The sequence below is a fragment of the Streptomyces sp. GD-15H genome (genome assembly GCF_045291515.1).
GTDB lineage: Bacteria > Actinomycetota > Actinomycetes > Streptomycetales > Streptomycetaceae > Streptomyces.
Genome location: NZ_CP149447.1, coordinates 1,327,651 through 1,351,069, shown reverse-complemented (window position 1 = coordinate 1,351,069; position 23,419 = coordinate 1,327,651). Strand labels below are relative to the sequence as shown.

General features: G+C 71.6%; 17 protein-coding genes and 4 pseudogenes. 12 read left to right on the top strand and 9 right to left on the bottom strand.

Annotated features, from left to right (window positions below):
• Positions 1-165 precede the first annotated feature (165 nt).
• Entirely contained in the window at positions 166-1,047 is an 882-nt protein-coding gene (locus WJ438_RS06585) for a class I SAM-dependent methyltransferase (RefSeq protein ID WP_406724366.1), read from the top strand.
• A 68-nt stretch (positions 1,048-1,115) separates the two neighbouring features.
• On the opposite strand, the pseudogene WJ438_RS06580 reads toward WJ438_RS06585, so the two are convergent.
• The 3 genes and pseudogenes from WJ438_RS06580 to WJ438_RS06570 all read right to left on the bottom strand — a co-directional run bounded on the left by WJ438_RS06580 (position 1,116) and on the right by WJ438_RS06570 (position 3,648).
• Positions 1,116-1,984, bottom strand: a pseudogene (locus WJ438_RS06580) (aldo/keto reductase).
• A gap of 42 nt (positions 1,985-2,026) precedes the next feature.
• Positions 2,027-2,499, bottom strand: a pseudogene (locus tag WJ438_RS06575) (long-chain fatty acid--CoA ligase); the annotation flags it as partial.
• Between the two features lie 267 nt (positions 2,500-2,766).
• Positions 2,767-3,648 (bottom strand): LysR family transcriptional regulator, encoded by an 882-nt coding sequence (locus tag WJ438_RS06570; protein ID WP_406729611.1) that lies wholly within the window; start codon positions 3,646-3,648, stop codon positions 2,767-2,769.
• A gap of 179 nt (positions 3,649-3,827) precedes the next feature.
• Between WJ438_RS06570 and WJ438_RS06565 the strand changes: the two genes are divergently transcribed.
• Positions 3,828-4,907: a bile acid:sodium symporter family protein gene (locus WJ438_RS06565; protein ID WP_406724365.1), complete on the top strand. Its 1,080-nt coding sequence runs from the start codon at positions 3,828-3,830 to the stop codon at positions 4,905-4,907.
• Here WJ438_RS06565 and WJ438_RS06560 read toward each other — a convergent pair.
• From WJ438_RS06560 to WJ438_RS06535, 6 genes are all read right to left on the bottom strand, one after another.
• The gene (locus tag WJ438_RS06560; protein ID WP_406729610.1) at positions 4,843-6,075 is read right to left on the bottom strand and encodes a DUF4185 domain-containing protein; all 1,233 of its coding nucleotides are present in this window, start codon (positions 6,073-6,075) and stop codon (positions 4,843-4,845) included. The genes WJ438_RS06565 and WJ438_RS06560 overlap by 65 nt on opposite strands.
• A gap of 227 nt (positions 6,076-6,302) precedes the next feature.
• Complete coding sequence (gene fdhD, locus WJ438_RS06555) at positions 6,303-7,187, bottom strand: formate dehydrogenase accessory sulfurtransferase FdhD (RefSeq protein WP_406724364.1); 885 nt, start codon at positions 7,185-7,187, stop codon at positions 6,303-6,305.
• 28 nt (positions 7,188-7,215) lie between these two features.
• Positions 7,216-8,076, bottom strand: coding sequence for a 2Fe-2S iron-sulfur cluster-binding protein (locus WJ438_RS06550; protein ID WP_406724363.1), 861 nt, complete (start codon positions 8,074-8,076; stop codon positions 7,216-7,218).
• Positions 8,073-9,905, bottom strand: a complete 1,833-nt coding sequence (locus tag WJ438_RS06545; RefSeq protein ID WP_406724362.1) for an NAD(P)H-dependent oxidoreductase subunit E — start codon at positions 9,903-9,905, stop codon at positions 8,073-8,075. Before WJ438_RS06545 ends, WJ438_RS06550 begins: the two co-directional genes overlap by 4 nt.
• Before the next feature lie 10 nt (positions 9,906-9,915).
• Positions 9,916-11,853: a molybdopterin oxidoreductase family protein gene (locus tag WJ438_RS06540; protein WP_406724361.1), complete on the bottom strand. Its 1,938-nt coding sequence runs from the start codon at positions 11,851-11,853 to the stop codon at positions 9,916-9,918.
• A complete protein-coding gene (locus WJ438_RS06535) occupies positions 11,850-12,821 on the bottom strand; it encodes a 2-dehydropantoate 2-reductase (RefSeq protein WP_406724360.1) in 972 nt (323 codons plus the stop codon). The genes WJ438_RS06540 and WJ438_RS06535 overlap by 4 nt, the downstream gene beginning before the upstream one ends.
• A gap of 282 nt (positions 12,822-13,103) precedes the next feature.
• Between WJ438_RS06535 and WJ438_RS06530 the strand changes: the two are divergent.
• From WJ438_RS06530 to WJ438_RS06485, 10 genes and pseudogenes are all read left to right on the top strand, one after another.
• Positions 13,104-13,296: pseudogene (locus WJ438_RS06530) on the top strand (MFS transporter); the annotation flags it as partial.
• Between the two features lie 226 nt (positions 13,297-13,522).
• Complete coding sequence (locus tag WJ438_RS06525; protein ID WP_406724359.1) at positions 13,523-14,461, top strand: beta-ketoacyl-ACP synthase III; 939 nt, start codon at positions 13,523-13,525, stop codon at positions 14,459-14,461.
• A gap of 148 nt (positions 14,462-14,609) precedes the next feature.
• On the top strand, positions 14,610-15,287 hold the full coding sequence (locus WJ438_RS06520; RefSeq protein WP_406724358.1) for a GntR family transcriptional regulator: 678 nt from the start codon (positions 14,610-14,612) through the stop codon (positions 15,285-15,287).
• A 235-nt stretch (positions 15,288-15,522) separates the two neighbouring features.
• Positions 15,523-16,704 carry an ROK family protein gene (locus tag WJ438_RS06515; RefSeq protein ID WP_406724357.1) on the top strand — a complete coding sequence of 394 codons (1,182 nt, stop codon included), beginning with the start codon at positions 15,523-15,525 and terminating at the stop codon, positions 16,702-16,704.
• A gap of 155 nt (positions 16,705-16,859) precedes the next feature.
• Complete coding sequence (locus WJ438_RS06510) at positions 16,860-18,377, top strand: sugar ABC transporter ATP-binding protein (RefSeq protein ID WP_406724356.1); 1,518 nt, start codon at positions 16,860-16,862, stop codon at positions 18,375-18,377.
• On the top strand, positions 18,374-19,393 hold the full coding sequence (locus WJ438_RS06505; RefSeq protein ID WP_406724355.1) for an ABC transporter permease: 1,020 nt from the start codon (positions 18,374-18,376) through the stop codon (positions 19,391-19,393). The genes WJ438_RS06510 and WJ438_RS06505 overlap by 4 nt, the downstream gene beginning before the upstream one ends.
• A 17-nt stretch (positions 19,394-19,410) precedes the next feature.
• Positions 19,411-20,460, top strand: coding sequence for a substrate-binding domain-containing protein (locus WJ438_RS06500; protein ID WP_406724354.1), 1,050 nt, complete (start codon positions 19,411-19,413; stop codon positions 20,458-20,460).
• 80 nt (positions 20,461-20,540) lie between these two features.
• Positions 20,541-21,743, top strand: a complete 1,203-nt coding sequence (locus WJ438_RS06495) for a Gfo/Idh/MocA family protein (RefSeq protein ID WP_406724353.1) — start codon at positions 20,541-20,543, stop codon at positions 21,741-21,743.
• A gap of 15 nt (positions 21,744-21,758) precedes the next feature.
• Positions 21,759-22,754: a sugar phosphate isomerase/epimerase family protein gene (locus WJ438_RS06490; protein ID WP_406724352.1), complete on the top strand. Its 996-nt coding sequence runs from the start codon at positions 21,759-21,761 to the stop codon at positions 22,752-22,754.
• A 320-nt stretch (positions 22,755-23,074) separates the two neighbouring features.
• Positions 23,075-23,328 (top strand): annotated as a pseudogene (locus tag WJ438_RS06485) (sugar phosphate isomerase/epimerase); the annotation flags it as partial.
• Positions 23,329-23,419: the final 91 nt, after the last annotated feature.

The window sequence follows — 23,419 nt, the reverse complement described above, 5'->3', positions numbered from 1 at the left end:
CGACCCCTGGTCCGCCGGGGCCGGGTCCGAGCGCGCGGCCCGGTCCCTCGGTCCCGGCGGACCAACCCGTTCCGGGAAACCGTTTTGCGGGAGCGGCAACAGCATTGGCCTCTCCCCGGTGCGTCGGCGCACCCTGTCCGCATCCGAGCGGAGAGGCTGACCACCATGGCGCATCACCATCACCACAAGCACGACCACACGGACACCGACATCGACTGGGCCGAGATGGCGTCCCTGCTCGAATCGCAGGCCGAACTGTTCACGCCGCTGTACGAGCGGGCCCTCGGCTGGCTCGCGAAGGAGGTGACCGAACCGGGGCTGATCGTGGACGCGGGCAGCGGGCCCGGCGTCATCTCGTGCCTGTTCGCCGAGGTCTTCGAAGGGGCGCGGATCGTGGCCGTCGACGGTTCCGCACCGCTGCTGGAGCGGGCCGCGGACCGGGCCGCCCGGCACGGCGCCGCCGACCGCTTCGGCACCCTCGTCGGTGAACTGCCCGAGGTGCTCGACGAACTGGAGTACCCGGCCGACCTGCTGTGGGCCAGTCGCAGCGTGCACCACCTCGGTGACCAGAGTGCCGCGCTCGCCGCCTATGCCCGGCGGCTCGCGCCCGGCGGCACGCTGGCCGTGATGGAGGGCGGACTGCCCGCCCGGTTCCTGCCGCGCGACATCGGCATCGGCCGGCCCGGACTGCAGGCCCGCGTCGACGCCGTGGAGGACGAGTGGTTCACCCGGATGCGGGCCGAACTGCCCGGCGCCGTCGCGCACACCGAGGACTGGCAGGCGCTGCTGACCGCGGCCGGTCTGCACCACGCCCGCTCCCGCACCTTCCTCCTCGACCTCCCCGCCCCGGTCACGGACCGCGCCCGCGCCTACGTCGTCGCCACCCTGGGCCGCGTCCGCGAGAGGCTCGCCGACGGTCTGGACGCCGAGGACCGCGCCACCCTCGACCGCCTCCTCGATCCGGACGACGCGGCGAGCCTGCACCACCGCCCCGATGTCTTCGTCCTCGCCGCCCACACCGTCCACACGGCGGTCCGGCCGGTCTAGCGAAGAACGCGGCGGCCTCCCAGGCAGTACGGGGGGCCGCCGCGTTTCGCGCCTCGGAGACCAGCGGGTCAGTTCAGCGTCGCCGGGTCCGGGCCCAGACGGCGGTCCTCGTCGAGGGCGCTGATCGCCGCGAGGTCCTCGGCGTCCAGAGTGAATCCGAAGACGTCGATGTTCTCCTTGATGCGGGACGGCGTCACCGACTTGGGGATGACGATGTTGCCGAGCTGGATGTGCCAGCGCAGCACGACCTGGGCGGGAGTACGGCCGTGCTTCCGCGCGATGGCCACGATCGCCGGGACCTCCAGCAGGCCCTTGCCCTGGCCCAGCGGCGACCAGGCCTCGGTGGCGATGCCCTGTTCCGCGTGGTACTCGCGGGCGGCGCGCTGCTGCAGATGCGGGTGCAGCTCGATCTGGTCGACCGCCGGTACGACCGACGTCTCGGCGATCAGGTGCTCCAGGTGCTCGGGCTGGAAGTTCGACACGCCGATGGCGCGGACCCGGCCCTCGGCATACAGCTTCTCGAACGCCCGGTACGTGTCGACGTAGCGGCCCCGGCCGGCGTCGGCCAGTGGATGAGGTACAGATCCACATGGTCCAGACCGAGCTTGGACAAGGACGTGTCGAAGGCACGCAGCGTGGAGTCGTACCCGTGGTCGCTGTTCCAGAGCTTGGTGGTGACGAAGAGGTCCTCGCGGGGAACCCCCGAGGCCGCGATCGCCCTGCCCGTGCCCTCCTCGTTGCCGTACGCCGCCGCGGTGTCGATGCTGCGGTAGCCCGCCTCCAGCGCCGCCGCGACGGCCGTCTCGGCCTCCGCGTCCGGCACCTGCCAGACGCCGAAGCCCAGTTGGGGCATCTCGACGCCGTTGTTCAGGGTGATCGGGGGGACCTTGCTCACGAGCTCTCGATCCTTCGATTTGTGATCGGATGACACGCCCATCGTCAACGATCACGGCTCCCGATGCATTCCGGACGGCACGATTCACGCGCGGTACAGCGCCTCCACCTCCCCTTCGTGCGCCTTCTCGATCGCCCTGCGCCTCAACTTCAACGACGGCGTGAGCAGCCCGTGCTCCTCGGTGAACGGCTGCGCCAGAATGCGGAACGCACGGATCGACTCCGCTGCGAGACAAGGGTGTTGACCGAGGCCACCGCCCGCCGCACCTCCGATTCCAGGTCCGGGTCGCGCACCAGCCCGGCCGGCGACAGGCTCGGCCTGCCGCGCATCGCCGGCCAGTGCGCGACCGCCTCCGGGTCCAGGGTGACCAGGGCGGCGACGTACGGGCGGGCGTTGCCGACGACGAGGCACCGGCTGACCAGCGGATGGCCCCGCACCCGCTCCTCCAGCAGCCCCGGCGAGAGGCTCTTGCCGCCCGAGGTCACCAGGATCTCCTTCTTGCGCCCGGTGAGGGTGAGGTAGCCGTCCTCGTCCAGGGAGCCCAGGTCACCGGTGGCCGCGCTCGAATGGAGTGACGTGTGTGACCCCCCGCACAGCGCGGTGAGAGCTGCCCCGCCCGGCCAGGGGGCGGGAGGGAGGCGGAAAACGACCGGGGCGCGGGCCAGGGCCGTCGGCGCGGGGAAATGCGCTCACATGGGGAAGGGTCGGACAGAATCCTGACCATTGGGTAAGGTTCGGCGCCGTAATCTCCACCGAATCTCTCCACCGGTGCGCCGGGGTGTCGGAACTGTCGGGGGTGCCGGTGCGCGGGGCCCGGCTCCCGGTCACCGGTCCGGGTGATGCCCGCCGCGGTGCAGCCGGTCTCCGCCCGCCAGGATCGCCGCCGCCAGCGCGTGCGCCGCACCCTGCGCCGAGGGGCGCCGCCGGCCGTGCACCACCGCGAAGTCCACCCGGCCCGGCTCCGGCAGCCCCGTCCGGTCCGGCATCCGCACCAGCCCCGGCGGGATCAGCCCGCGTGAGTGCACCATCACGCCGAGTCCGGCGTGGGCCGCCGCGAGCAGGCCGTTGAGGCTGCTGCTGGTGCACACGATCCGCCACTCACGGCCCTGCCGCTCCAGGGCCCGCAGCGCGAGCTCCCGGGTGATGCCCGGCGGCGGATAGACGATCAGCGGCACCGGACGGTTCGGATCGAGGCGCAGCCCCTGCGCGCCGATCCACACCAGCTCGTCGCGCCAGACCAGCTCGCCCCGGGGAGCCTTCGGCCGCCGCTTGGCCAGCACCAGGTCCAGCTCGCCCGCGGCCAGCTTCTCGTGCAGCGTGCCCGACAGCTCGACCGTCAGCTCCAGGTCGACCTCCGGGTGCTCGTAGCGGAACCGCTCCAGGATCTCCGGCAGCCTGGTCAGTACGAAGTCCTCCGACGCGCCGAACCGCAGCCGGCCGCGCAGCCGGGTGCCGGCGAAGAACTGTGCCGCCTGCTCGTGTACGTCCAGGATCCGCCGCGCGAAGCCGAGCATCGCCTCGCCGTCCTCGGTGAGCTCCACGGAGTGGGTGTCCCGGGTGAACAGCTGTCGCCCGGTGGCGTCCTCCAGGCGCCGCACATGCTGGCTGACCGTCGACTGCCGCAGCCCGAGGCGCCGAGCGGCCCGGGTGAAGGACAGCGTGTGCGCCACGGAAAGGAACGTCCGCAGCTGCGTCGGGTCGTACATCTCCTCCACGCCGGCAGGTTATCGCGGAACGCGATGACAGTGAGAGCAGTATACGGGATTCCCGATCACGGAAGGAGGGAGCAGGATGGAGAGGGGCTTCCCGTGCTCGCCCGGCGGAGCCTCGAAGGATCCCCGAGCGACTCGAAGAGTCCCCGAGTGAGTGGAGCAAGTGAAGCACTGTGAAACGCCCGCACTGGTCGAGTCGGATCCCGATCGACCCGTACATCCTGCTCCTGCTCGGGACGGTGGGCCTGGCCGCACTGCTCCCGGCGCGCGGAACCGGCGCCGATCTCGCCTCCGGTGCCTCCACCGCCGCCATCGCCTTCCTCTTCTTCCTCTACGGTGCCCGGCTCTCCACCCGTGAGGCACTGGACGGACTGAGGCACTGGCGGCTCCACGGCACCGTCCTGGCCTGCACCTTCGTCGTCTTCCCGCTGCTCGGCCTGGTCGCCCGCGGGTTCGTCCCGGTCCTGCTGACCGATCCCCTGTACCAGGGCCTGCTCTTTCTCACGCTCGTCCCGTCCACCATCCAGTCGTCCATCGCCTTCACCTCCCTCGCCCGCGGCAACGTGCCCGCCGCGATCTGCGCCGGCTCCTTCTCCTCACTCGTCGGCATCGTCGTCACCCCGCTGCTCGCGGCGGCGCTGCTGGGCGGGGGTGTCGGCGGGTTCTCCGCCGACTCGGTGACGAAGATCGTGCTGCAACTGCTGGTGCCGTTCGTCGCCGGGCAGGTGCTGCGCCGCTGGATCGGGGAGTTCGTCACCCGCCACCGCAAGGTGCTCGGACTGGTCGACCGGGGCTCGATCCTGCTCGTCGTCTACACCGCGTTCAGCCAGGGAATGGTGCGGGGCGTCTGGGACCAGGTGAGCCCGGCCCGGCTGGGCGGCCTGCTCGCCGTCGAGGCCGTACTGCTCGCCGTGATGCTGCTGCTGACCTGGTACGGCGCCAAGGCGCTCAAGTTCGGCCGGGCGGACCGGGTCGCGATCCAGTTCGCCGGTTCGAAGAAGTCCCTGGCCGCCGGACTGCCCATGGCGAGCGTGCTGTTCGGCGCGCAGGCCTCGCTGGCCGTGCTGCCGCTGATGCTGTTCCACCAGATGCAGCTGATGGTCTGCGCGGTGATCGCCAAACGCCGCTCGCACGACCCTGCCGACGAGGCACCCGCCGAGGACCCCGGGGCGGACCCGGGCGAGGACGTCACCGTCCCGACCCCAGTCGGATCGTCACGAACCGGGGCCGGTACAGGGACACGTTCCGGCTGAGCAGCACCGCGGCGCCGGACGGCTCGAGCAGGTTGACGTCGTAGCTGAGCACCAACCGTCCGTCGCCGCTCAGTTCCGGGTGCGTCTGCGGGTTGTAGGCGGCGGTCCCGCCCTGCGGCAGCGCGGGACTGAACTCCTTCGCCGGCCCGTGCCACGGGCCGGTGGGGGAGCAGGACCAGTACGACGCCACCGTGGTCAGCCCCTTGACGCCCGTGGCCATCGTGAACAGGACGTACGTCCCGCCGTCCCGCACCACGGAGAAGGCGCTGCCCACGCCGGTGCGGTGTCCGTCGCCCAGCACCGGGCGCGGGCGGGCGCGGGTCTGCCACGCCGAGCCGTTCCAGTACTCCCAGGCCGCCGGATCGGCGAGCCCGCCCTCCGGAACCCGTGCCACGTGCGCGTGTGAGGCCCCGCGGGAGGCGGCCCGGCCGTCGTCGCCGCCGAAGACGTACGTCCAGCCGTCCTCCTCGACCAGGGTGGTGCCGAACAGGACCCGGCGGGACGGATCGGGGACATTCCGCTGGTCGAGCACCTCCACCACCGACTCCAGGCGCAGATCGGGCAGGGAGAGCGTGGCGACCTCGGTGGCGGTGGGCACGCCGTAGATCCACGGGGACTGCCCGGCCGTACGCACCCACAGCACGACCCGGACGACCCGCTCCGCGGAACCGGGGGAGCGGGGCTCGACCCGGGCGGCAACCGGCCAGCGCCACTGGTCCGGCGCGGGGTCGGGGAAGAGCGGGGCGGGGAGGGTGGTCTCCAGCCGTCCGTCGCGCATCAGGACGGCCGAGTTGCGCACCAGCGGCGCGGTGGTGTCCCGCCAGGCGTAGGACTCGCCGACCGGGTTGGGCGGGCCGTGCACGCGGCCCAGGTAGGTGTCGGAGAACAGCCACAGCAGCCGGCCGTCGGGCAGCCGCACCGAGTGGGTGCCGTCGCCGCCCGTCCAGTCGTCGGTGCGTGCGGCGTCGTCGCCGTAGCGGGTGAACTCGGCGGTGAGGGCCTCCTCCGCCGCCCAGGAGGCCACGGTGTGCGGCGCGCAGACGCCGTCGTTCCGCAGCCGGTCGTCGTTCTCCGGCAGGACGGAGAGCAGCACGGCGCCGAGGACCAGCGCCAGCGCCGCCGCGAGCGCCAGGCGTGTCCTGGTCGCCGTCCTCCCCCGTAAGCGCACTCCTGCTCGTACGCCTGCTCGTATCCGCGCTCGTTCGCGTGCGCGTGCTGTGTCGTCGGGCACGCTCCGGGACGTTAGTGGCAGGCGTGGCCCGGGTCCATGGCGCGTGGCCCCGGCCCGGACCACCGGGCGCGTGGCGCGGTGGCCACGGATCGAGACGGGGCCCCCACGGCGCAGGGGGCGCTCCCCGCCGGGAGGGACCCCGCCGCCGTGCCGCGGGGAACCGGTCAGCCCTGGGCGACCGCGGTCCGCAGGGCGATACGGTCCTCACCCGCGTACACGTTCATGGAACTGCCCCGCAGGAACCCCACGAGGGTCAGCCCCGTCTCCGCCGCCAGGTCCACGGCCAGCGAGGACGGCGCGGAGACGGCCGCCAGCACCGGGATGCCCGCCATGACCGCCTTCTGCGCCAGCTCGAAGGAGGCCCGGCCGGAGACCATCAGGACGGTCCGGGACAGCGGCAGGTCCCCGTTCTGCAGCGCGCGGCCGACCAGCTTGTCGACCGCGTTGTGCCGGCCCACGTCCTCCCGCACGTCCAGCAGCTCGCCGTCCTCGTCGAACAGGGCCGCCGCGTGCAGGCCCCCCGTCCGGTCGAAGACCCGCTGGGAGGCGCGCAGCCGGTCGGGCAGACCGGCCAGCAGCTCCGGGGTGAGGCGCAGGGGCGGGCTGTCGGCGATCGGGTGGCGGGTCGTGGTGCGCACCGCGTCCAGACTCGCCTTGCCGCACAGACCGCAGGACGAGGTCGTGTACACGTTGCGCTCGAGCGTGATGTCCGGGATCGCCACGCCCGGCGCGGTCTGCACATCGACCACGTTGTACGTGTTCGAACCTCTCCCACTCTCGGCTCCACTCGAGCGGGAGGTGCCCCCATACGTGGCCCCGGCGCAGTACACGACGTTCCGCAGATCGGAGGTGGCCGCCAGGACGCCTTCGCTGACCAGGAAGCCGACGGCCAGCGCGAAGTCGTCGCCCGGGGTGCGCATCGTGATCGCCAGCGGCTTCCCGTTCAGCCGGATCTCCATGGGCTCCTCGGTGACGAGCGTGTCCGGGCGGGTGGACACCACCCCGTCGCGGATGCGGACCACCTTGCGTCGTTCTGTGACTCGTCCCATGTCCCCAGTCCCTGGTCGGTTCCTGGTGTCAGTCCCGGTTCTGTACGTGCTGATAGCCGAAGCGGCCCTTGATGCACAGGTTGCCGTGGGTCACCGGATTGTCGTGCGGTGAGCTGACCTTCACGATCTCATTGTCCTGCACGTGCAGCGTGAGGTTGCAGCCCACTCCGCAGTAGGCGCACACCGTCGTCGTCCGCGTCTGCGCCGCCTCGTTCCAGGTACCCGCCGCCCGCATGTCGAACTCCGACTTGAACGACAGGGCGCCCGTGGGACACACCTCGATGCAGTTCCCGCAGTACACGCACGCCGAGTCGGTCAGCGGACCGTCGTGTTCGACCGCGATCCGCGCGTCGAAACCACGGCCCGCGACCGAGATCGCGAAGGAGTTCTGCCACTGGTCGCCGCAGGCGTCCACGCACTTGTAGCAGAGGATGCACTTACCGTAGTCGCGCACGTACAGGTCGTTGTCGACCCTCGGCTCCTCGTCGACCCGGGCCGCGTCCGGGCCGAAGCGGTCCGGTTTCGCCTCGTACTCCTTGATCCATTCGGCGGCCCGCGGGGTCGTCGACAGGTCGACGGAGGACGCGAGCAGTTCGAGGACCACCTTCCGGCTGTGCCGGGCCCGCTCGGTGCCGGTACGCACCTCCATGCCCGGCTCGGCCTTGCGCGAGCAGGCCGGGACCAGCGTGCGCGAGCCCTCGACCTCCACCACGCACACGCGGCACGCGTTCTTCGGCGTCAGCGTGTCGCCCTCGCACAGCGTCGGTACGTCCTTGCCGGCCGCACGGCAGGCGTCCAGGATCGTCAACCCCTCGGGCGCCCGGACCGGCTCGCCGTCCAGGGTGAACTCCAGCAGGCGGCGGGGAATCCCCAGCGGTGTCACGGTCATTCGTAGGCCCCCAGACGGTCGATGGCGGATTCCACGGCGTTCCACGCGGTCTGGCCCAGACCGCAGATCGAGGCGTCCCGCATCGCGCTGCCCACCTCGCGCAGCAGGGCGATGTCACCGGCGGCGCCGGAGCCGGTGCGTTCCACGATCCGGGTGAGCGCCTCCTCCTGGCGTACGGTCCCGACCCGGCACGGCACGCACTGCCCACAGGACTCGTCGCGGAAGAACTGGGCGATGCGCAGCAGCAGCCGGGGCAGCGGCACGGTGTCGTCGAATGCCATCACGACCCCCGAGCCGAGCGTCGTACCCGCCTCCCGGGTGCCTTCGAAGGTGAGCGGGATGTCCAGTTCGTCGGCGCGCACGAAGCCGCCGGCCGCCCCGCCGAGCAGCACCGCCCGCAGCCCGTCGCGCACCTCGGCCAGCTCCAGCAGCTCGCCCAGCGTCGCGCCGAACGGCAGTTCGTAGATCCCGGGCCGGCCGACGCTGCCGGACACGCAGAACAGCTTGGGGCCGGTGGACCGCCCGGTGCCGATCGCCGCGTACGCCGGGGCACCCCTCGTCAGGATGGGCAGGACGTTGACGAGTGTCTCGACGTTGTTCTCCACCGTCGGCTTGCCGAACAGGCCCTTCTCCACCGGGAAAGGCGGCTTGGAGCGGGGCTCGCCCCGGTAGCCCTCGATGGAGTTGAACAGCGCGGTCTCCTCACCGCAGATGTACGCGCCCGCGCCGCGCCGGATCTCGATGTCGAAGGCGTACCCCTGGCCCAGGACGTCGTCGCCCAGCAGGCCGCGCGCCCGCGCCTGGTCGATGGCGTGCCGCATGCGGTCCAGTGCTCGCGGGTACTCACCGCGCAGATAGAGGTACCCCTTGTGCGCGCCGGTCGCGTACGCGGCGATGGTCATCGCCTCCACCAGCGCGTACGGATCACCCTCCATGATCACCCGGTCCTTGAAGGTCCCGGGTTCGGACTCGTCGGCGTTGCACACGAGGTAGTGCGGCCGGTCCGGCTGGGACGCCGTGGCCTGCCACTTGCGGCCGGTGGGGAAGGCGGCGCCGCCCCGTCCGACCAGGCCCGAGTCGGTGACCTCCCGGATCACCCCGGCCGGACCCAGCGCGAAGGCCGTGCGCAGGGCCGCGTAGCCGCCGTGGGCGCGGTAGTCGTCCAGCGACTCCGGGTCGACCGCGCCGACCCGGCTCAGCAGCGTCAGCGAGGGATCCCCCGCCTGGGGCACCGCCATCGCCGCCGCCGGCTCGTCGGGCGCCGCGTCGGGCGCGCTCGCCGCGAGCACCGCCGAGTCCACCGTCGCCGGCGCCGACACCGCCGTACGCACCGGCTCCCCGGCCCTGATCGCCAGGGTCGCCGGGGCGCGTTCGCACAGGCCCAGACAGGGGCTGCGCTCGACGCTCACCCCACTGCCGGGCCCGAGCCGCGACTCGATCCCGGCGCACAGCGCGCCGGCCCCGGCCGCCGCGCACGCGAGGTCCGTGCACACGTGCAGCACGGTCGCCGGACGCGGCTTGACGGAGAACATCGCGTAGAACGTGGCCACCCCGTACGCCTCCGACGGCGGCACCGTCAACCGCCGGCACAGATAGTCCAGGGCGCCCTCGCTGATCCAGCCCACCCGGTCGTTGACCGCGTGCAGCCCCGGCAGCAGCTGGTCGCGGCGGTCCCGGGCCTCCCGCCCGCCACGGGCCCACCTCAGATCGGCGGCCCTCGTCCCGTCGCGGTCGGCCCCCTCCCACGAGGACTCGGGAGGACCGAGCAGCGCGTCGACCGCCGCCCGCTCCTCGTCCGTCGGTTTGCTGTCACCGAAGCGCAGGTCCACTTACGTCACCTCACTGGATCACATGGCTGGGGGCCGGGAGCTTCTCGATCCGGATCGCCGAGGCCTTGAACTCCGCCGTCCCGGCGATGGGACAGTTGGCCTCGATGGTCAGCACGTTGGTGTCCACCTCGTCGGGGAAGTGGAAGCTCATGAAGGCGAGCCCCGGCCGCAGCGCGGTGTCCACCCACACCGGGGCCAGCACCGACCCGCGCCGGGACGTCACCCGCACCTCCTCGCCGACCGCCACCCCGTAGCGCTCGGCGTCCTCCGGACACAGCTCGACGGCCTCGCCGCGCCGCAGGGGCGAGGAGTAACCGCCGCTCTGCACACCGGTGTTGTACGAGTCGAGCCGACGCCCGGTGGTGAGCCGGATCGGGTACTCTTCATCGGTGAGGTCGACCGGCGGGTCGTGCTGCACGATCCCGAACGGCGCGGGCCTGCCCCGCCGCTCCGGGGCCGGGTCCCACAACCTGCCGTGCAGATACGGCGGTTCGAGGGCGTCGGTGCTCGGGCAGGGCCACTGGATGCCCTGGTGCTCGTCCAGCCGTCCGTAGGTCATGCCGTGGTGGTCGGGGGAGACGGAACGGAGTTCGTCCCAGACGGCCTCGGCGTCGGCGTACTTCCAGTCGTGGCCGAGGCGGGTGGCGAGAGCACAGATGATGTCGATGTCCTCGCGTGCCTCACCGGGCGGCACCACCGCCCTGCGCACGCGCTGCACCCTGCGCTCGCTGTTGGTGGTGGTGCCGTCGGTCTCCGCCCACCCCGCGGTCGCCGGCAGGACGACGTCCGCGAGTTCGGCGGTCTTCGTCAGGAAGATGTCCTGCACCACCAGGAAGTCCAGCCCGCTCAGCCGCCGCACCGCCTGATCGGCGTCCGCCTCGGACTGCGCCGGGTTCTCACCGATGCAGTAGACGGCCCGCAGTGAACCGTCGTCCATGGCCTCGAACATCTCCGTCAGCGTCATCCCGTAACGCGGCGGAAGGACGGTGTCCCAGGCGGACTCGAACTTCAGCCGGATCCCGGGGTCGAGGATGTCCTGGAAGCCGGGCAGCCGGTTGGGGATCGCCCCCATGTCGCCGCCGCCCTGCACGTTGTTCTGGCCGCGCAGCGGCTGCAGACCGGCGCCGTAGCGGCCGACATGGCCGGTGAGCAACGAGAGGTTGACCAGGGCGCGGACGTTGTCGGTGCCGTTGTGGTGCTCGGTGATGCCGAGGGTCCAGCACAGCTGGGCGCGCTCGGCGCGGGCGTAGGCGTGCGCCAACTCCCTTATCCCGGCGGCCGGTACGCCCGTCACCTTCTCGGCGAGGGACAGCGTCCACGGTTCGACGAGTGCCCGGTACTCCTCGAAGCCGGTGGTCGCCCCCCGGACGAACGCCTCGTTGACCAGACCGGCGTGAATGATCTCGCGGCCGATCGCGTGCGCCATCGGGATGTCCGTGCCGACGTTCAGCCCGAGCCAGCTCTCCGCCCACTCGGCGGTCGACGTCCGCCGCGGGTCGACCGCGTACATACGGGCGCCGTTGTGGATGCCCTTCAGCACGTGCTGGAAGAAGATCGGGTGCGCGAAGCGGGCGTTGGAACCCCACATCACGATGACGTCGGTGTGCTCGATCTCCTCGTACGACGAGGTCCCGCCACCGGAGCCGAACGCGGCCGACAGCCCGGCCACGGACGGGGCGTGACAGGTGCGGTTGCAGGAGTCGACGTTGTGGGTGCCCATGACGACCCGGGCGAACTTCTGCGCCACGTAGTTCATCTCGTTGGTCGCGCGGGCACAGGAGAACATCCCGAACGCGCCGCGCGCGGCGCCGATTCCCCGTGCGGCCCGTTCCAGGGCCTCGTCCCAGGTGGCCCGCCGGAACGGCTCGTCGCGCGAGTCGCGGACCAGGGGATGGGTGAGCCTGGTGTAGGTCTTCGGGCTCCGGTCGCGTTTCCTGGTGCTCTTCATACGGCGCTCCTCAGCGCGAGCAGGTCCGAAATGGCGTGCACGGTGCGCAAGGTGGGCACCTCCACGCCGGTGATCTCCGCCAACTCGACGACGGCGGCGAGCAGTACGTCGAGCTCGAGCGGTTTGCCGCGCTCCAGGTCCTGGAGCGTGGACGTGCGGTGGTCACCGACGCGCTCGGCGCCGGCCAGCCGGCGCTCCACGGACACGCCGACCTCGCAGCCGAGGGCACGGGCGACCGAGAGCGTCTCGGTCATCATGATCTCGATGACCCTGCGGGTACCGCCGTGCAGGCACATCTGCCGCATGGTCGCGCGGGCGAGGGCACTGATCGGGTTGAAGGAGATGTTGCCGAGCAGCTTGACCCAGATGTCGCCGCGCAGGTCGGGCTCCACCGGGCACTTCAGCCCGCCGTCCACCATCGCCCCGCTGAACGCGAGGCAGCGCGCGGAGACACTGCGGTCGGGCTCTCCGATCGAGAACCGAGTGCCCTCCAAGTGCCGTACGACGCCGGGCCCTTCGAGCTCGGTGGCCGCGTAGACGACACAGCCGACGGCCCGCTCCGGCGCGAGCACCGCGCTGACCGCGCCGCCGGGGTCCACGCTCTGGACGCGGTGGCCCTCGTGGGGGCCGCCGTGCCGGTGGAAGTACCACCAGGGAATGCCGTTCTGGGCGGCCACGACCGCCGTGGTGTCGTGCAACAGGGGTGCGATCAGCGGCCCGCACGCCGCGTACGCGTTGGCCTTGAGGCCGAGGAAGACGTAATCGACCGGGCCGACCTCGGCCGGGTCGTCGGTCGCGTGGGGGCGCGCCGTGAAGTCGCCGCGTGGGCTGAGCACCCGCACGCCGTGCTGCCTCATGGCCGCCAGGTGCGGTCCACGGGCGACGAGGTGCACATCGGCACCCGCGCGATGGAGCGCGGCGCCGACGTAGGCGCCGATGGCCCCGGCGCCGAGAACTGCCACTTTCACTGGGGAACGCTCCGTTCGGTCGAGGGAGTACCGCGGAGGTGGATGCCGACGGCCGAATTCGACTTATGTCGACGAAATATTGTCTACAGTATGGAGATGGTCGCGGCAAGGGTTCGCGCACGCCCCGCATTTCGGATACCGGTCGGTCCGCTCGTTCGTCGCAGACTGCATACCGCTCACCGCTCACCGCGTACCGTCGACCCGACGGGTTTCCACCCACCCGGGACCTCCCCGCCGTCCGGGTTTCACGAGTCCTCCGGCCTCGGCGGCACCCGGAGCGCGCTGCCCCTTCCCGCTCGGCACCGTCATGCTCGGGCTGTCCGCCGCGTTCGGCGGAACCCCCGTGGAGCACAAGGGGCCGGGCTGGGCGACGACGGTCGCCCTCATCCGCTCCTCATCCGGCTTCCTGCTCTCCGCCCTCGGCACGGCCACCGGGCAGTACTGGCTGATCACCTGCGCCTGGCTGTGGGCGGGGGCGCCGCTCGCCTGCGGGCTGTACGCACTCGTACGAAAGGCGACACGACTGTCCACCGGATGACGGGCGGTGTCCGGGCACATCGGGACGCGTGTCCGGACGTCCGCGGGCCTGACCGAAGCCGACAAGCCCGGCGCCCGATTCCTGTCGCATCACCTGTCGGTGTACCCATCAGTCACTGACCAGACTGGAGGATCCCGCAACCGCAACACGAGGGGATCCACCCATGATCGGCTCGCGCATCGCCGCCGTCGGCCACTACCAGCCCGCCCGGGTGCTCACCAACGAGGAGCTGGCGGGCCTGGTCGACACCAGCGACGAGTGGATCACGAGCCGGGTCGGCATCCGCACCCGTCACATCGCGGGCCCCGAGGAGCCCGTCGACGAACTGGCCGCACACGCCGCGGCCAAGGCGCTGGCGGCGGCCGGCCGCACCCCCACGGAGATCGATCTGGTGCTGGTCGCCACGTCCACCGCGATCGACCGCTCGCCCAACATGGCGGCCCGGGTCGCCGCCCGCCTCGGCATCCCCGGGCCGGCCGCGATGGACGTCAACGTGGTGTGCGCCGGGTTCACCCATGCGCTGGCCACCGCCGACCACACCGTGCGGGCCGGCGCGGCGAGCCGCGCACTGGTCATCGGCGCCGACAAGATGTCCGAGGTGGCGGACTGGACCGACCGCTCCACCTGCGTGCTCGTCGGCGACGGGGCGGGCGCCGCGGTCGTCGAGGCGGCCGAGGAACCCGGGATCGGGCCCGTGCTGTGGGGCTCGGTGCCGGAGATGGGCAACGCGGTGCGGATCGAGGGGACGCCGCCGCGGTTCGCGCAGGAAGGACAGAGCGTGTACCGCTGGGCGACCACGAGGCTGCCGGCCCTCGCCCGCCAGGCCTGTGAGAAGGCGGGGCTGACGCCGGAGGAACTCGCCGGGGTGGTGCTGCACCAGGCCAATCTGCGGATCATCGAACCCCTCGCGCTCAAGATCGGCGCCGTCAACGCCGTGGTCGCCCGCGACGTCACCGAGTCGGGCAACACGTCGGCCGCGAGCATCCCGCTCGCCTTCGCCAAGCTGGTCGAGCGGGGCGAGGTGTCGTCCGGCGACCCGGTCCTGCTCTTCGGCTTCGGAGGGAACCTGTCGTACGCGGGGCAGGTCATCCGCTGCCCCTGAGGATCCCTCGTACGGGTGTGACGCGGTCGGCTCCACCTCTCCCTGGCACAGGGGCGCCGTAGACTGTAGACGAAAGACAATCACTACTGGCGGCGCCGAACGACCGGCCGTGCGGTCGGCGCGGGCTGCCGAGGGGAGGGGGACCGCGATGCTGTCGACCGGACTGCCCCAGGGGGCGGTGCCCAAGCTCGAACGACCGGGACCGCTACGAGACCGGGTCTACGAGGCACTGCTCGAGCTCATCACCACGCGCGCCCTCCAGCCCGGCCAGCATCTGGTCGAGAGCGAGCTCGCCGGCCACCTCGGGGTCTCCCGGCAGCCGGTGCGCGAGGCGCTGCAGCGGCTGAACACCGAGGGCTGGGTCGATCTGCGCCCCGCACAGGGCGCGTTCGTGCACGAGCCGACGGAGCGGGAGGCCGACCAACTCCTCACCGTGCGTACGCTGCTGGAGGCCGAGGCCGCCAGGCTCGCCGCGCTCAACGCCGACAGCGCGGGCATCGAGGCCCTGGAGGAGATCCTGGCGCAGGGCCTGGAGGCCGTCGCCTCCGACGACGTGGACGCCGCCGTCGTCCTCAACGCCCGCTTCCACGCCAAGATCATGGACCTGGCCGGCAACGCGGTCCTCGCCGAACTCGCCGCCCAGGTCGGCCGCCGCGTGCGCTGGTACCACACCCCCGTCGCCCGGCAGCGCGGAGGGAAGTCCTGGGCCGAGCACCGCGACCTGATCGCCGCCATCGTCAACCGCGACGAGCAGCTGGCCGAGCGGCTCATGCGTGAACACACCGAGCACACCCGGCGTTCGTACCTCGCGCAGGTGAAGTCCTGACGGCACCGACGTCCTGACGACACCTCCAGGACGCGGGAACCCGGCCGCGGGAAGGGGTCCGCGCGACTCCACGCGAACCCTTTGTCCTGTGAGTGGAAAAAGTAGGGGCCAATTCCTGCGCGACTTCTTCCCCCTCCGGCAGCCGCTGCTACGTTCCCTCCGAAAGCACGCCACGCACGTGGCCGGAATCCGGCGCGCACAGGCCGATCGAGGCGGGGAGGGGTTCGTGAGACGTATGACCGCACGACCCGCGAACGCGCATCAGGCCCGACTGCTCCGGCTGCTGCGCGACGGTGGTCCCCACTCCCGTGCCCAGTTGGGCGACCAGGTCGACCTCTCCCGGTCGAAGCTGGCCGTGGAGGTGGACCGGCTGCTGGAGACGGAACTCGTCGTGGCCGACGGACTCGCCGCCTCGCGCGGCGGGCGGCGCTCCCACAACATCCGCCTCAACCCGCACCTGCGTCTCCTCGGTGTCGACATCGGCGCGACCTCGGTCGACGTCGCCGTCACCAACGCCGAACTGGAGATCCTCGGGCACCTCAACCAGCCCATCGACGTACGCGACGGACCGGTCGCGGTCTTCGAACAAGTCCTGGCCATGGCCGCGAAGTTGAAGGCCACGGGCCTCGCCGAGGAGTTCGACGGCGCCGGTATCGGCGTCCCGGGCCCGGTCCGTTTCCCCGAGGGCATCCCGGTGGCACCGCCGATCATGCCCGGCTGGGACGGCTTCCCCGTGCGGGAGGCGCTCAGCCAGGACCTCGGCTGCCCGGTCATGGTCGACAACGACGTGAACCTGATGGCGATGGGGGAGCAGCACGCGGGCGTCGCCCGCACCGTCGGCGACTTCCTCTGCGTCAAGATCGGTACCGGCATCGGCTGCGGCATCGTCGTCGGAGGTGAGGTCTACCGCGGTACGACGGGCAGCGCCGGCGACATCGGGCACATCCAGGCCGTACCCGACGGCCGCCCGTGCGCCTGCGGCAACCGGGGCTGTCTGGAGGCCCACTTCAGCGGCTCGGCCCTCGCCCGGGACGCCATGGAGGCCGCCGAGCAGCGGCTCTCCGCCGAACTCGCGAGCCGCCTGGAGACGAACGGCACGCTCAGCGCCGTCGACGTCGCCGCCGCGGCCGCCGCGGGGGACGCCACCGCCCTCGATCTGATCCGCGAGGGCGGCAACCGCACCGGCCAGGTCATCGCCGGCCTGGTCAGCTTCTTCAACCCCGGCCTGGTGGTGATCGGCGGCGGTGTGACCGGTCTCGGCCACACCCTGCTCGCCGCCATCCGCACCCAGGTCTACCGCCAGTCGCTGCCCCTGGCGACCGGCAACCTGCCCATCGTCCTGGGGGAGTTGGGCCCCACCGCCGGAGTCATCGGCGCGGCCCGGCTCATCAGCGACCACTTGTTCTCACCCGCGTAAGCAGCCCACGGCTCCACCGCACCGTTCGCACCGCTTTCACCGCACGGAACAGCGCACCGGCACCACGTACGGCTCCGCCGCTCCACCCCTGCTCTGACAACGTTGGCCCGACCGCGCCCTGACACCGGCCCGCACGCCCGCCGAGGGGAATCCGCATGGCACCCGAACCACCGCTGCTCAGCATGTCCGGCATCACCAAGTCGTTCCCCGGCGTCCGGGCCCTGGACGGCGTCGACCTCGACGTCCAGGCCGGCGAGGTGCACTGCCTGCTCGGCCAGAACGGCGCCGGCAAGTCCACCCTGATCAAGGTGCTGGCCGGCGCCCACCAGCCCGACACGGGCACGATCCGCTGGCGCGGAGAAGCGGTCACCCTGCGCTCACCGATCGCCGCCATGCGTCTCGGTGTCGCCACCATCTACCAGGAACTCGACCTGGTGGAACACATGACGGTCGCCGAGAACGTCCACCTCGGCCAGGAGCCGACGACCGCCGGGTTCGTGGTCCGCCCGAGGACGTCCAGGGAGGCGACGACCCGGCTGCTGGCCCGGCTCGGGCACCCGGAGATCGAACCGGCCCGGCTGGTGGGGGAGTTGTCGGCGGCGCAGCAGCAGATCGTCTCGATGGCACGGGCGCTCTCGCACGACGTACGCCTCATCGTGATGGACGAGCCGTCGGCGGCGCTCGACCCGGACGAGGTCGAGAACCTCTTCCGCATCGTCGCCGATCTCACCGCCGAGGGTGTCGCCGTCGTCTACATCTCGCACCGCCTCGAGGAGATCCGGCGCATCGGGGACCGGGTGACCGTGCTGAAGGACGGCCGGGCCGTCGCGGGCGGGCTGCCCGCGAAGTCCACTCCGACCCGCGAGGTGGTCGCCCTGATGACCGGCCGCGACGTCGAGTACGTCTTCCCCGAACGGCCCGTCTCCCCACCGACGGGCGAACCGGTGCTGACCGTTGAAGGGCTCTCCCGCAAGGGCGAGTTCGCCCCCCTCGACCTCCGACTGCGCCCGGGGGAGATCGTCGGGCTCGCGGGGCTGGTCGGCTCCGGGCGCTCCGAGATCCTGGAGACCGTCTACGGGGCCCGCACACCGGACTCCGGCCGGGTCCTGGTCGACGGACGCCCGCTGCGGCCGGGCAGCGTCCGCGCCGCCGTGCGCGCCGGGATCGGGCTCGCCCCCGAGGAACGCAAGGCGCAGGCCCTGCTCATGCTGGAGTCCGTCACCCGCAATGTGTCGGTGTCCACCATGTCCCGCTTCTCACGCGCCGGTTGGATCGACCGGGGCACCGAACTGCGGGCCGCCCGCGCCGCCACCCGTGAGCTGTCGCTGCGGCCGGACAACCCGGACGTGCCCGTGCGCACCCTGTCCGGCGGCAACCAGCAGAAGGCCGTGCTCGCCCGCTGGCTGCTGCGCGGCTGCCGGGTGCTGCTGCTGGACGAACCCACCCGCGGCGTCGACGTCGGCGCCCGCGCCGAACTGTACGCGGTCATCCGCCGTTTGGCGGACGAAGGCCTCGCCGTACTGCTCGTCTCCAGCGAGGTGCCCGAAGTACTCGGCCTCGCCGACCGCGTTCTGGTGCTCCGGGAAGGCGACGTCGTCCACACGGCGCCCGCCCGGGAGCTCGACGAACACCGTGTACTCGACCTCGTGATGGAAGGAAGCCCGGCGTCATGACGCAGCCCGTCTCCCCGCCGCGGGACCGCACCGACAAGGTGCCGGCCACCGGCGAAACGCCCGCATGGCGCGCCGTGCTGTTCCGCGCCGACGTCCGTACGCTGTCGCTGCTCGGCGTGCTCGCCGTGCTCGTCCTCATCGGCGGCATCACCAGACCCGACGAGTTCCTGGACACCCGCAACCTCCAACTCGTCCTCACCCAGGCCTCCGTCATCGGCGTCGTCACCGTCGGCATGACCTTCGTCATCACCTCCGGCGGCATCGACCTGTCGGTCGGCGCGATCGTCGCCCTGTCCTCGGTGTGGGCGACCACCGTGGCCACCCAGGAGTTCGGCTTCGCCGGCATCCTGTTCACCGCCGTCCTCGTCGGACTGGGCTGCGGCCTGGTCAACGGGGTGCTCATCGCCTACGGCGGGATGGTCCCGTTCATCGCGACGCTCGCCATGCTCGCCTCGGCCCGCGGCCTGGCCCTGCAGATCACCGACGGGCGGACCCAGGTGGTCACCGTCGACGGCGTCCTCGACCTCGGTGAACGCGACTCCTACGTCCTCGGCATCCCACCCCTGGTCCTGGTGTTCGCGGCGGTCACCGTCATCGGCTGGCTGGTGCTCAACCGGACCACCTTCGGGCGCCGCACCGTCGCCGTCGGAGGAAACCCGGAGGCGGCCCGGCTCGCCGGCATCGACGTCCGCCGCCAGCGGTTGTACCTCTACCTGCTGTCCGGTCTGTGCTGCGGCATCGCCGCCTTCCTGCTGATCGTCCTGGCCGGCTCCGGCCAGAACACGAACGGCAACCTCTACGAACTCGACGCCATCGCCGCCGCGATCATCGGCGGCACACTGCTCACCGGAGGCCGCGGCACCATCGTCGGCTCCGTGCTGGGCGTCCTGATCTTCACCACGATCACCAACATCTTCGCCCTGAACAACCTGCAGAGCGACGTCCAGCAGATCGCCAAGGGCGCGATCATCGTCGCCGCCGTTCTGGTCCAGCGCCGTACCGCGAGCACGACCTGACGAAAGGGTTCACCGCCATGCCAGAGCCGACGCCTTCCACGAGCCGCAGAAGGCTGCTCTTCGGAGCCGCCGCCGTGTCCGCCGGTGTCCTCGTCACCGGCTGTACCAGCAACGAACCGAGCGACGCGGAGCCGACCGCAGGCGACCAGCCGGCCGCCGCCGACAAGCCCGGCAAGCCGGTCACCATCGGCTTCGCCGGACCGCAGGCCGACCACGGCTGGCTCAACGCCATCAACGACCAGGCCAAGAAGCGCGCCGAGAAGTACTCCGACGTCACCCTGGAGACCACCGAGGGCTCCAACGACACCGCCCAGCAGATCGGTCAGATCGAGACCCTCATCAACAAGAAGGTCGACGTCCTGGTGGTGCTGCCCGCCGACGGCAAGGCGCTCACCCAGGTCGGGCTGAAGGCGATGCGCGCCGGCATCCCCGTCGTCAACCTCGACCGCGTCTTCAACACCCCGCAGGCCTACCGCTGCTGGATCGGCGGCGACAACTACGGCATGGGCCTGAACGCCGGGCATTACATCGGTGAGAAGCTCAAGGACACCTCGAACGCCCGGGTCATCGAACTGGCCGGCCTGGACAACCTGGAACTCACCAAACAGCGCACCCAGGGCTTCGACGACGCACTGAAGAACTACCCCCACATCAAGAAGGTGGCCCGCCAGGCCGCCGAGTTCACCGTCGAGTCGGGTCAGGCCAAGATGGCCCAGCTGCTCCAGGCACAGTCGAAGTTCGACGCGCTGTGGAACCACGACGACGACCAGGGCGTGGGTGCGCTGCGGGCCATCGAGCAGGCCGGGCGCGACGACTTCCTGATGGTCGGCGGCGCGGGCGCGCTCTCCGCCTTCGAGGCCATCAAGGCGGACAACGGCGTACTGAAGGCGACGGTGCTGTACCCGCCGTCGATGGCCGCCTCCGCGATCGACCTCGCCCGCGCCCTCGGCCAGGGCAAGGGCGTCGGCGGCCTCGCCGAGTTCGAGATCCCCACATCGCTGACCTGCTACTCGGCCGTGGTCGACAAGGAGAACGTCGACCAGTACATGCCCACCGGCTTCAAGTGACGAGCCCCGCCCCACGGGCCTGACCAGCCCACCGGGCGGGGCCCACTCCCGCCCGCCACGACGACGAGGAGGACATCCGTATGGCACAGCCGCAGCAGTCAGATGGGGCGGAGGCGGGGAAGCCACCCCTGCGCGTCGGCATGGTCGGCTACGCCTTCATGGGCGCCGCCCACTCCCAGGGCTGGCGCACCGCGGGCCGCTTCTTCGACCTGCCGCTGAGCCCCGAACTGGCCGTGATCTGCGGCCGGGACGCCACCGCGGTGCGCGCGGCGGCCGACCGCCACGGCTGGGCGGACACCGAGACCGACTGGCGTGCCCTGGTCGAACGGGACGACGTCGACCTCGTCGACATCTGCACCCCGGGCGACAGCCACGCCGAGATCGCGGTGGCCGCCCTCGCCGCGGGCAAGCACGTGCTGTGCGAGAAGCCCCTCGCCAACACCGTCGCCGAGGCCGAGGCGATGGCCCGTGCCGCCGAAAAAGCCCAGAAACAGGGCAGGTTGGCGATGGTCGGCTTCAACTACCGCCGGGTGCCCGCGACCGCGCTGGCCCGGCGGATGGTGACCGAGGACCGCATCGGCACCCTGCGGCACGTACGGGTGACGTACCTTCAGGACTGGCTGGTGAACCCCGCGTTCCCGCTGACCTGGCGGCTGCGCCGGGAACAGGCCGGCTCCGGCTCGCTCGGCGACCTCGGCGCGCACATCGTCGACCTGGCGCAGTATCTGGCGGGGGAGCGGCTGGCGGGCGTCTCCGCGCTCACCGAGACGTTCGTCCGCCGGCGGCCGCTGCCCACCGCGCCCACCAGCGGACCGGCCGCCGTCGACGCCACCGGCCCGGTCACCGTCGACGACGCCGCCCTGTTCACCGGCCGCTTCGCCTCCGGCGCCCTCGCCTCCTTCGAGGCCACCCGGTACGCGACCGGCCGCAAGAACGCCCTGTGCATCGAACTCAACGGCGAGCGGGGCTCGTTGGCCTTCGACCTGGAACGACTCAACGAACTCTCCTACCACGACGGCACGGAGTCCGGCGCGCACGCGGGGTTCCGCCGCATCCTCGTCACCGAACCCGACCACCCCTACCTGGACGCCTGGTGGCCACCGGGCCACGGCCTCGGCTACGAGCACACCTTCGTGCACCAGGCCCGCGACCTGGTCCACGCGGTCGCCGACGGCCGCACCCCCGAACCCTCCTTCGCCGACGGGCTGCAGGTGCAACGCGTGCTCGCGGCCGTGGAGGAGAGCGCCGAGAAGAACTCCCTCTACACGCCGATCGCCGCCTGAGGAGGACGGATACCGATGCCGCGCAACTTCACGCTGTTCACCGGCCAGTGGGCGGACCTGCCTCTGGAGGAAGTCTGCCGACTCGCCCGCGACTTCGGCTACGACGGCCTCGAACTCGCCTGCTGGGGAGACCACTTCGAGGTCGACAAGGCACTCGCCGACCCGTCCTACGTCACCTCCCGCCACCAGCTCCTCGACAAGTACGGCCTCACGTGCTGGGCGATCTCCAACCACCTGGTCGGCCAGGCGGTGTGCGACGCCATCATCGACGAGCGCCACCAGGCCATCCTGCCCGCCAGGATCTGGGGCGACGGCGAACCCGAGGGCGTACGGCAGCGGGCCGCCGCCGAGATCAAGGACACCGCGCGCGCCGCGGCCCGCCTCGGCGTCGACACCGTCATCGGATTCACCGGCTCGGCGATCTGGCATCTGGTCGCCATGTTCCCGCCCGCGCCCGAGTCGATGATCGACCGCGGCTACGAGGACTTCGCGACGCGCTGGAACCCGATCCTGGACGTCTTCGACGCCGAAGGCGTGCGGTTCGCGCACGAGGTGCACCCCAGCGAGATCGCCTACGACTACTGGACCACCGTACGCACCCTGGACGCGGTCGACCGCCTGGCCTTCGGACTCAACTTCGACCCCTCCCACTTCGTGTGGCAGGACCTCGACCCGGTCGGCTTCCTGTGGGACTTCCGCGACCGGATCTACCACGTGGACTGCAAGGAGGCCCGCAAGCGCCTCGACGGCCGCAACGGCCGCCTCGGCTCCCACCTGCCCTGGGGCGACCCCCGGCGCGGCTGGGACTTCGTCTCCGCCGGCCACGGCGACGTCCCTTGGGAGGACGTCTTCCGCATGCTGCGCTCCATCGGCTACCAGGGCCCCGTCTCCGTCGAATGGGAGGACGCCGGCATGGACCGGCTCCAGGGCGCCCCGGAGGCGCTGACCCGGCTGAAGGCGTACGACTTCGAGCCGCCCAGCGCGTCCTTCGACGCCGCCTTCAACAGCTGAACCGCGCGCCCGACGGCAGGTCGGGGAGGGGGCCGCAACGCCCGCGGGCCCCCCGGTCCGACCTGCCCGAATCCCGCTTTGCCCTGCGTGGGGAAAAAGTTCGACCAGTCCTGGCCCAAGGGGTGCTCGCCTCGGATGAACGCGGTTACCGTCCTTGAAGTGCTCAGGCCACCCACGCCTCCGGGGTGACGGCGCACCCCGGCGCACGCACCGCACGTCTTCGCACCCGTTCCGTACGGCCCCACCCCGTTCCCGGAGGGACTTCGTGCACAGAAGCAGACCTACCTCCACCCACACCATGAGGCGTCCCCGACTTCGCAAGGCAGCCCGACCGCTTCCCGCTGTTCCACGTCAAGGACGGCGTCAGCGACCCGGGCGTCGAGCACGGGTACCGGATGGTCGACGTCGGTGACGGTGACATCGACTACCGGCGTTTCCTCTCCGCCGTGACCCGGCTGCGCGGGGAGTGTCTCGCCCACCACTGGCAGGCCGAGCACGACAACCGCAGGAGTCGTTCGCCTTCGCCCGCCGCTCCAGCGCACACCTGCACTCCCTGAGGGAGAGGCGATGCTGACCGTCGCATGACAAGAGGAGGGCCCTCCCCACCCCGGGGAGGGCCCTCCTCGTACGGATGACGCTTCAGCCCGCGGGCCGTCGGGGACGGT

What these genes read in the sequence shown, in the direction of transcription:
- WJ438_RS06510 (WP_406724356.1), top strand. Translation starts at nt 16,860, where the DNA reads ATGGCACCCGAACCACCGCTGCTCAGCATGTCCGGCATCACCAAGTCG.
- WJ438_RS06505 (WP_406724355.1), top strand. Translation starts at nt 18,374, where the DNA reads ATGACGCAGCCCGTCTCCCCGCCGCGGGACCGCACCGACAAGGTGCCG.
- WJ438_RS06550 (WP_406724363.1), bottom strand. Translation starts at nt 8,076, where the DNA reads ATGACCGTGACACCGCTGGGGATTCCCCGCCGCCTGCTGGAGTTCACC.
- WJ438_RS06490 (WP_406724352.1), top strand. Translation starts at nt 21,759, where the DNA reads ATGCCGCGCAACTTCACGCTGTTCACCGGCCAGTGGGCGGACCTGCCT.
- WJ438_RS06500 (WP_406724354.1), top strand. Translation starts at nt 19,411, where the DNA reads ATGCCAGAGCCGACGCCTTCCACGAGCCGCAGAAGGCTGCTCTTCGGA.
- WJ438_RS06525 (WP_406724359.1), top strand. Translation starts at nt 13,523, where the DNA reads ATGATCGGCTCGCGCATCGCCGCCGTCGGCCACTACCAGCCCGCCCGG.
- WJ438_RS06540 (WP_406724361.1), bottom strand. Translation starts at nt 11,853, where the DNA reads ATGAAGAGCACCAGGAAACGCGACCGGAGCCCGAAGACCTACACCAGG.
- fdhD (WP_406724364.1), bottom strand. Translation starts at nt 7,187, where the DNA reads ATGGGACGAGTCACAGAACGACGCAAGGTGGTCCGCATCCGCGACGGG.
- WJ438_RS06495 (WP_406724353.1), top strand. Translation starts at nt 20,541, where the DNA reads ATGGCACAGCCGCAGCAGTCAGATGGGGCGGAGGCGGGGAAGCCACCC.
- WJ438_RS06515 (WP_406724357.1), top strand. Translation starts at nt 15,523, where the DNA reads ATGACCGCACGACCCGCGAACGCGCATCAGGCCCGACTGCTCCGGCTG.
- WJ438_RS06585 (WP_406724366.1), top strand. Translation starts at nt 166, where the DNA reads ATGGCGCATCACCATCACCACAAGCACGACCACACGGACACCGACATC.
- WJ438_RS06520 (WP_406724358.1), top strand. Translation starts at nt 14,610, where the DNA reads ATGCTGTCGACCGGACTGCCCCAGGGGGCGGTGCCCAAGCTCGAACGA.
- WJ438_RS06570 (WP_406729611.1), bottom strand. Translation starts at nt 3,648, where the DNA reads ATGTACGACCCGACGCAGCTGCGGACGTTCCTTTCCGTGGCGCACACG.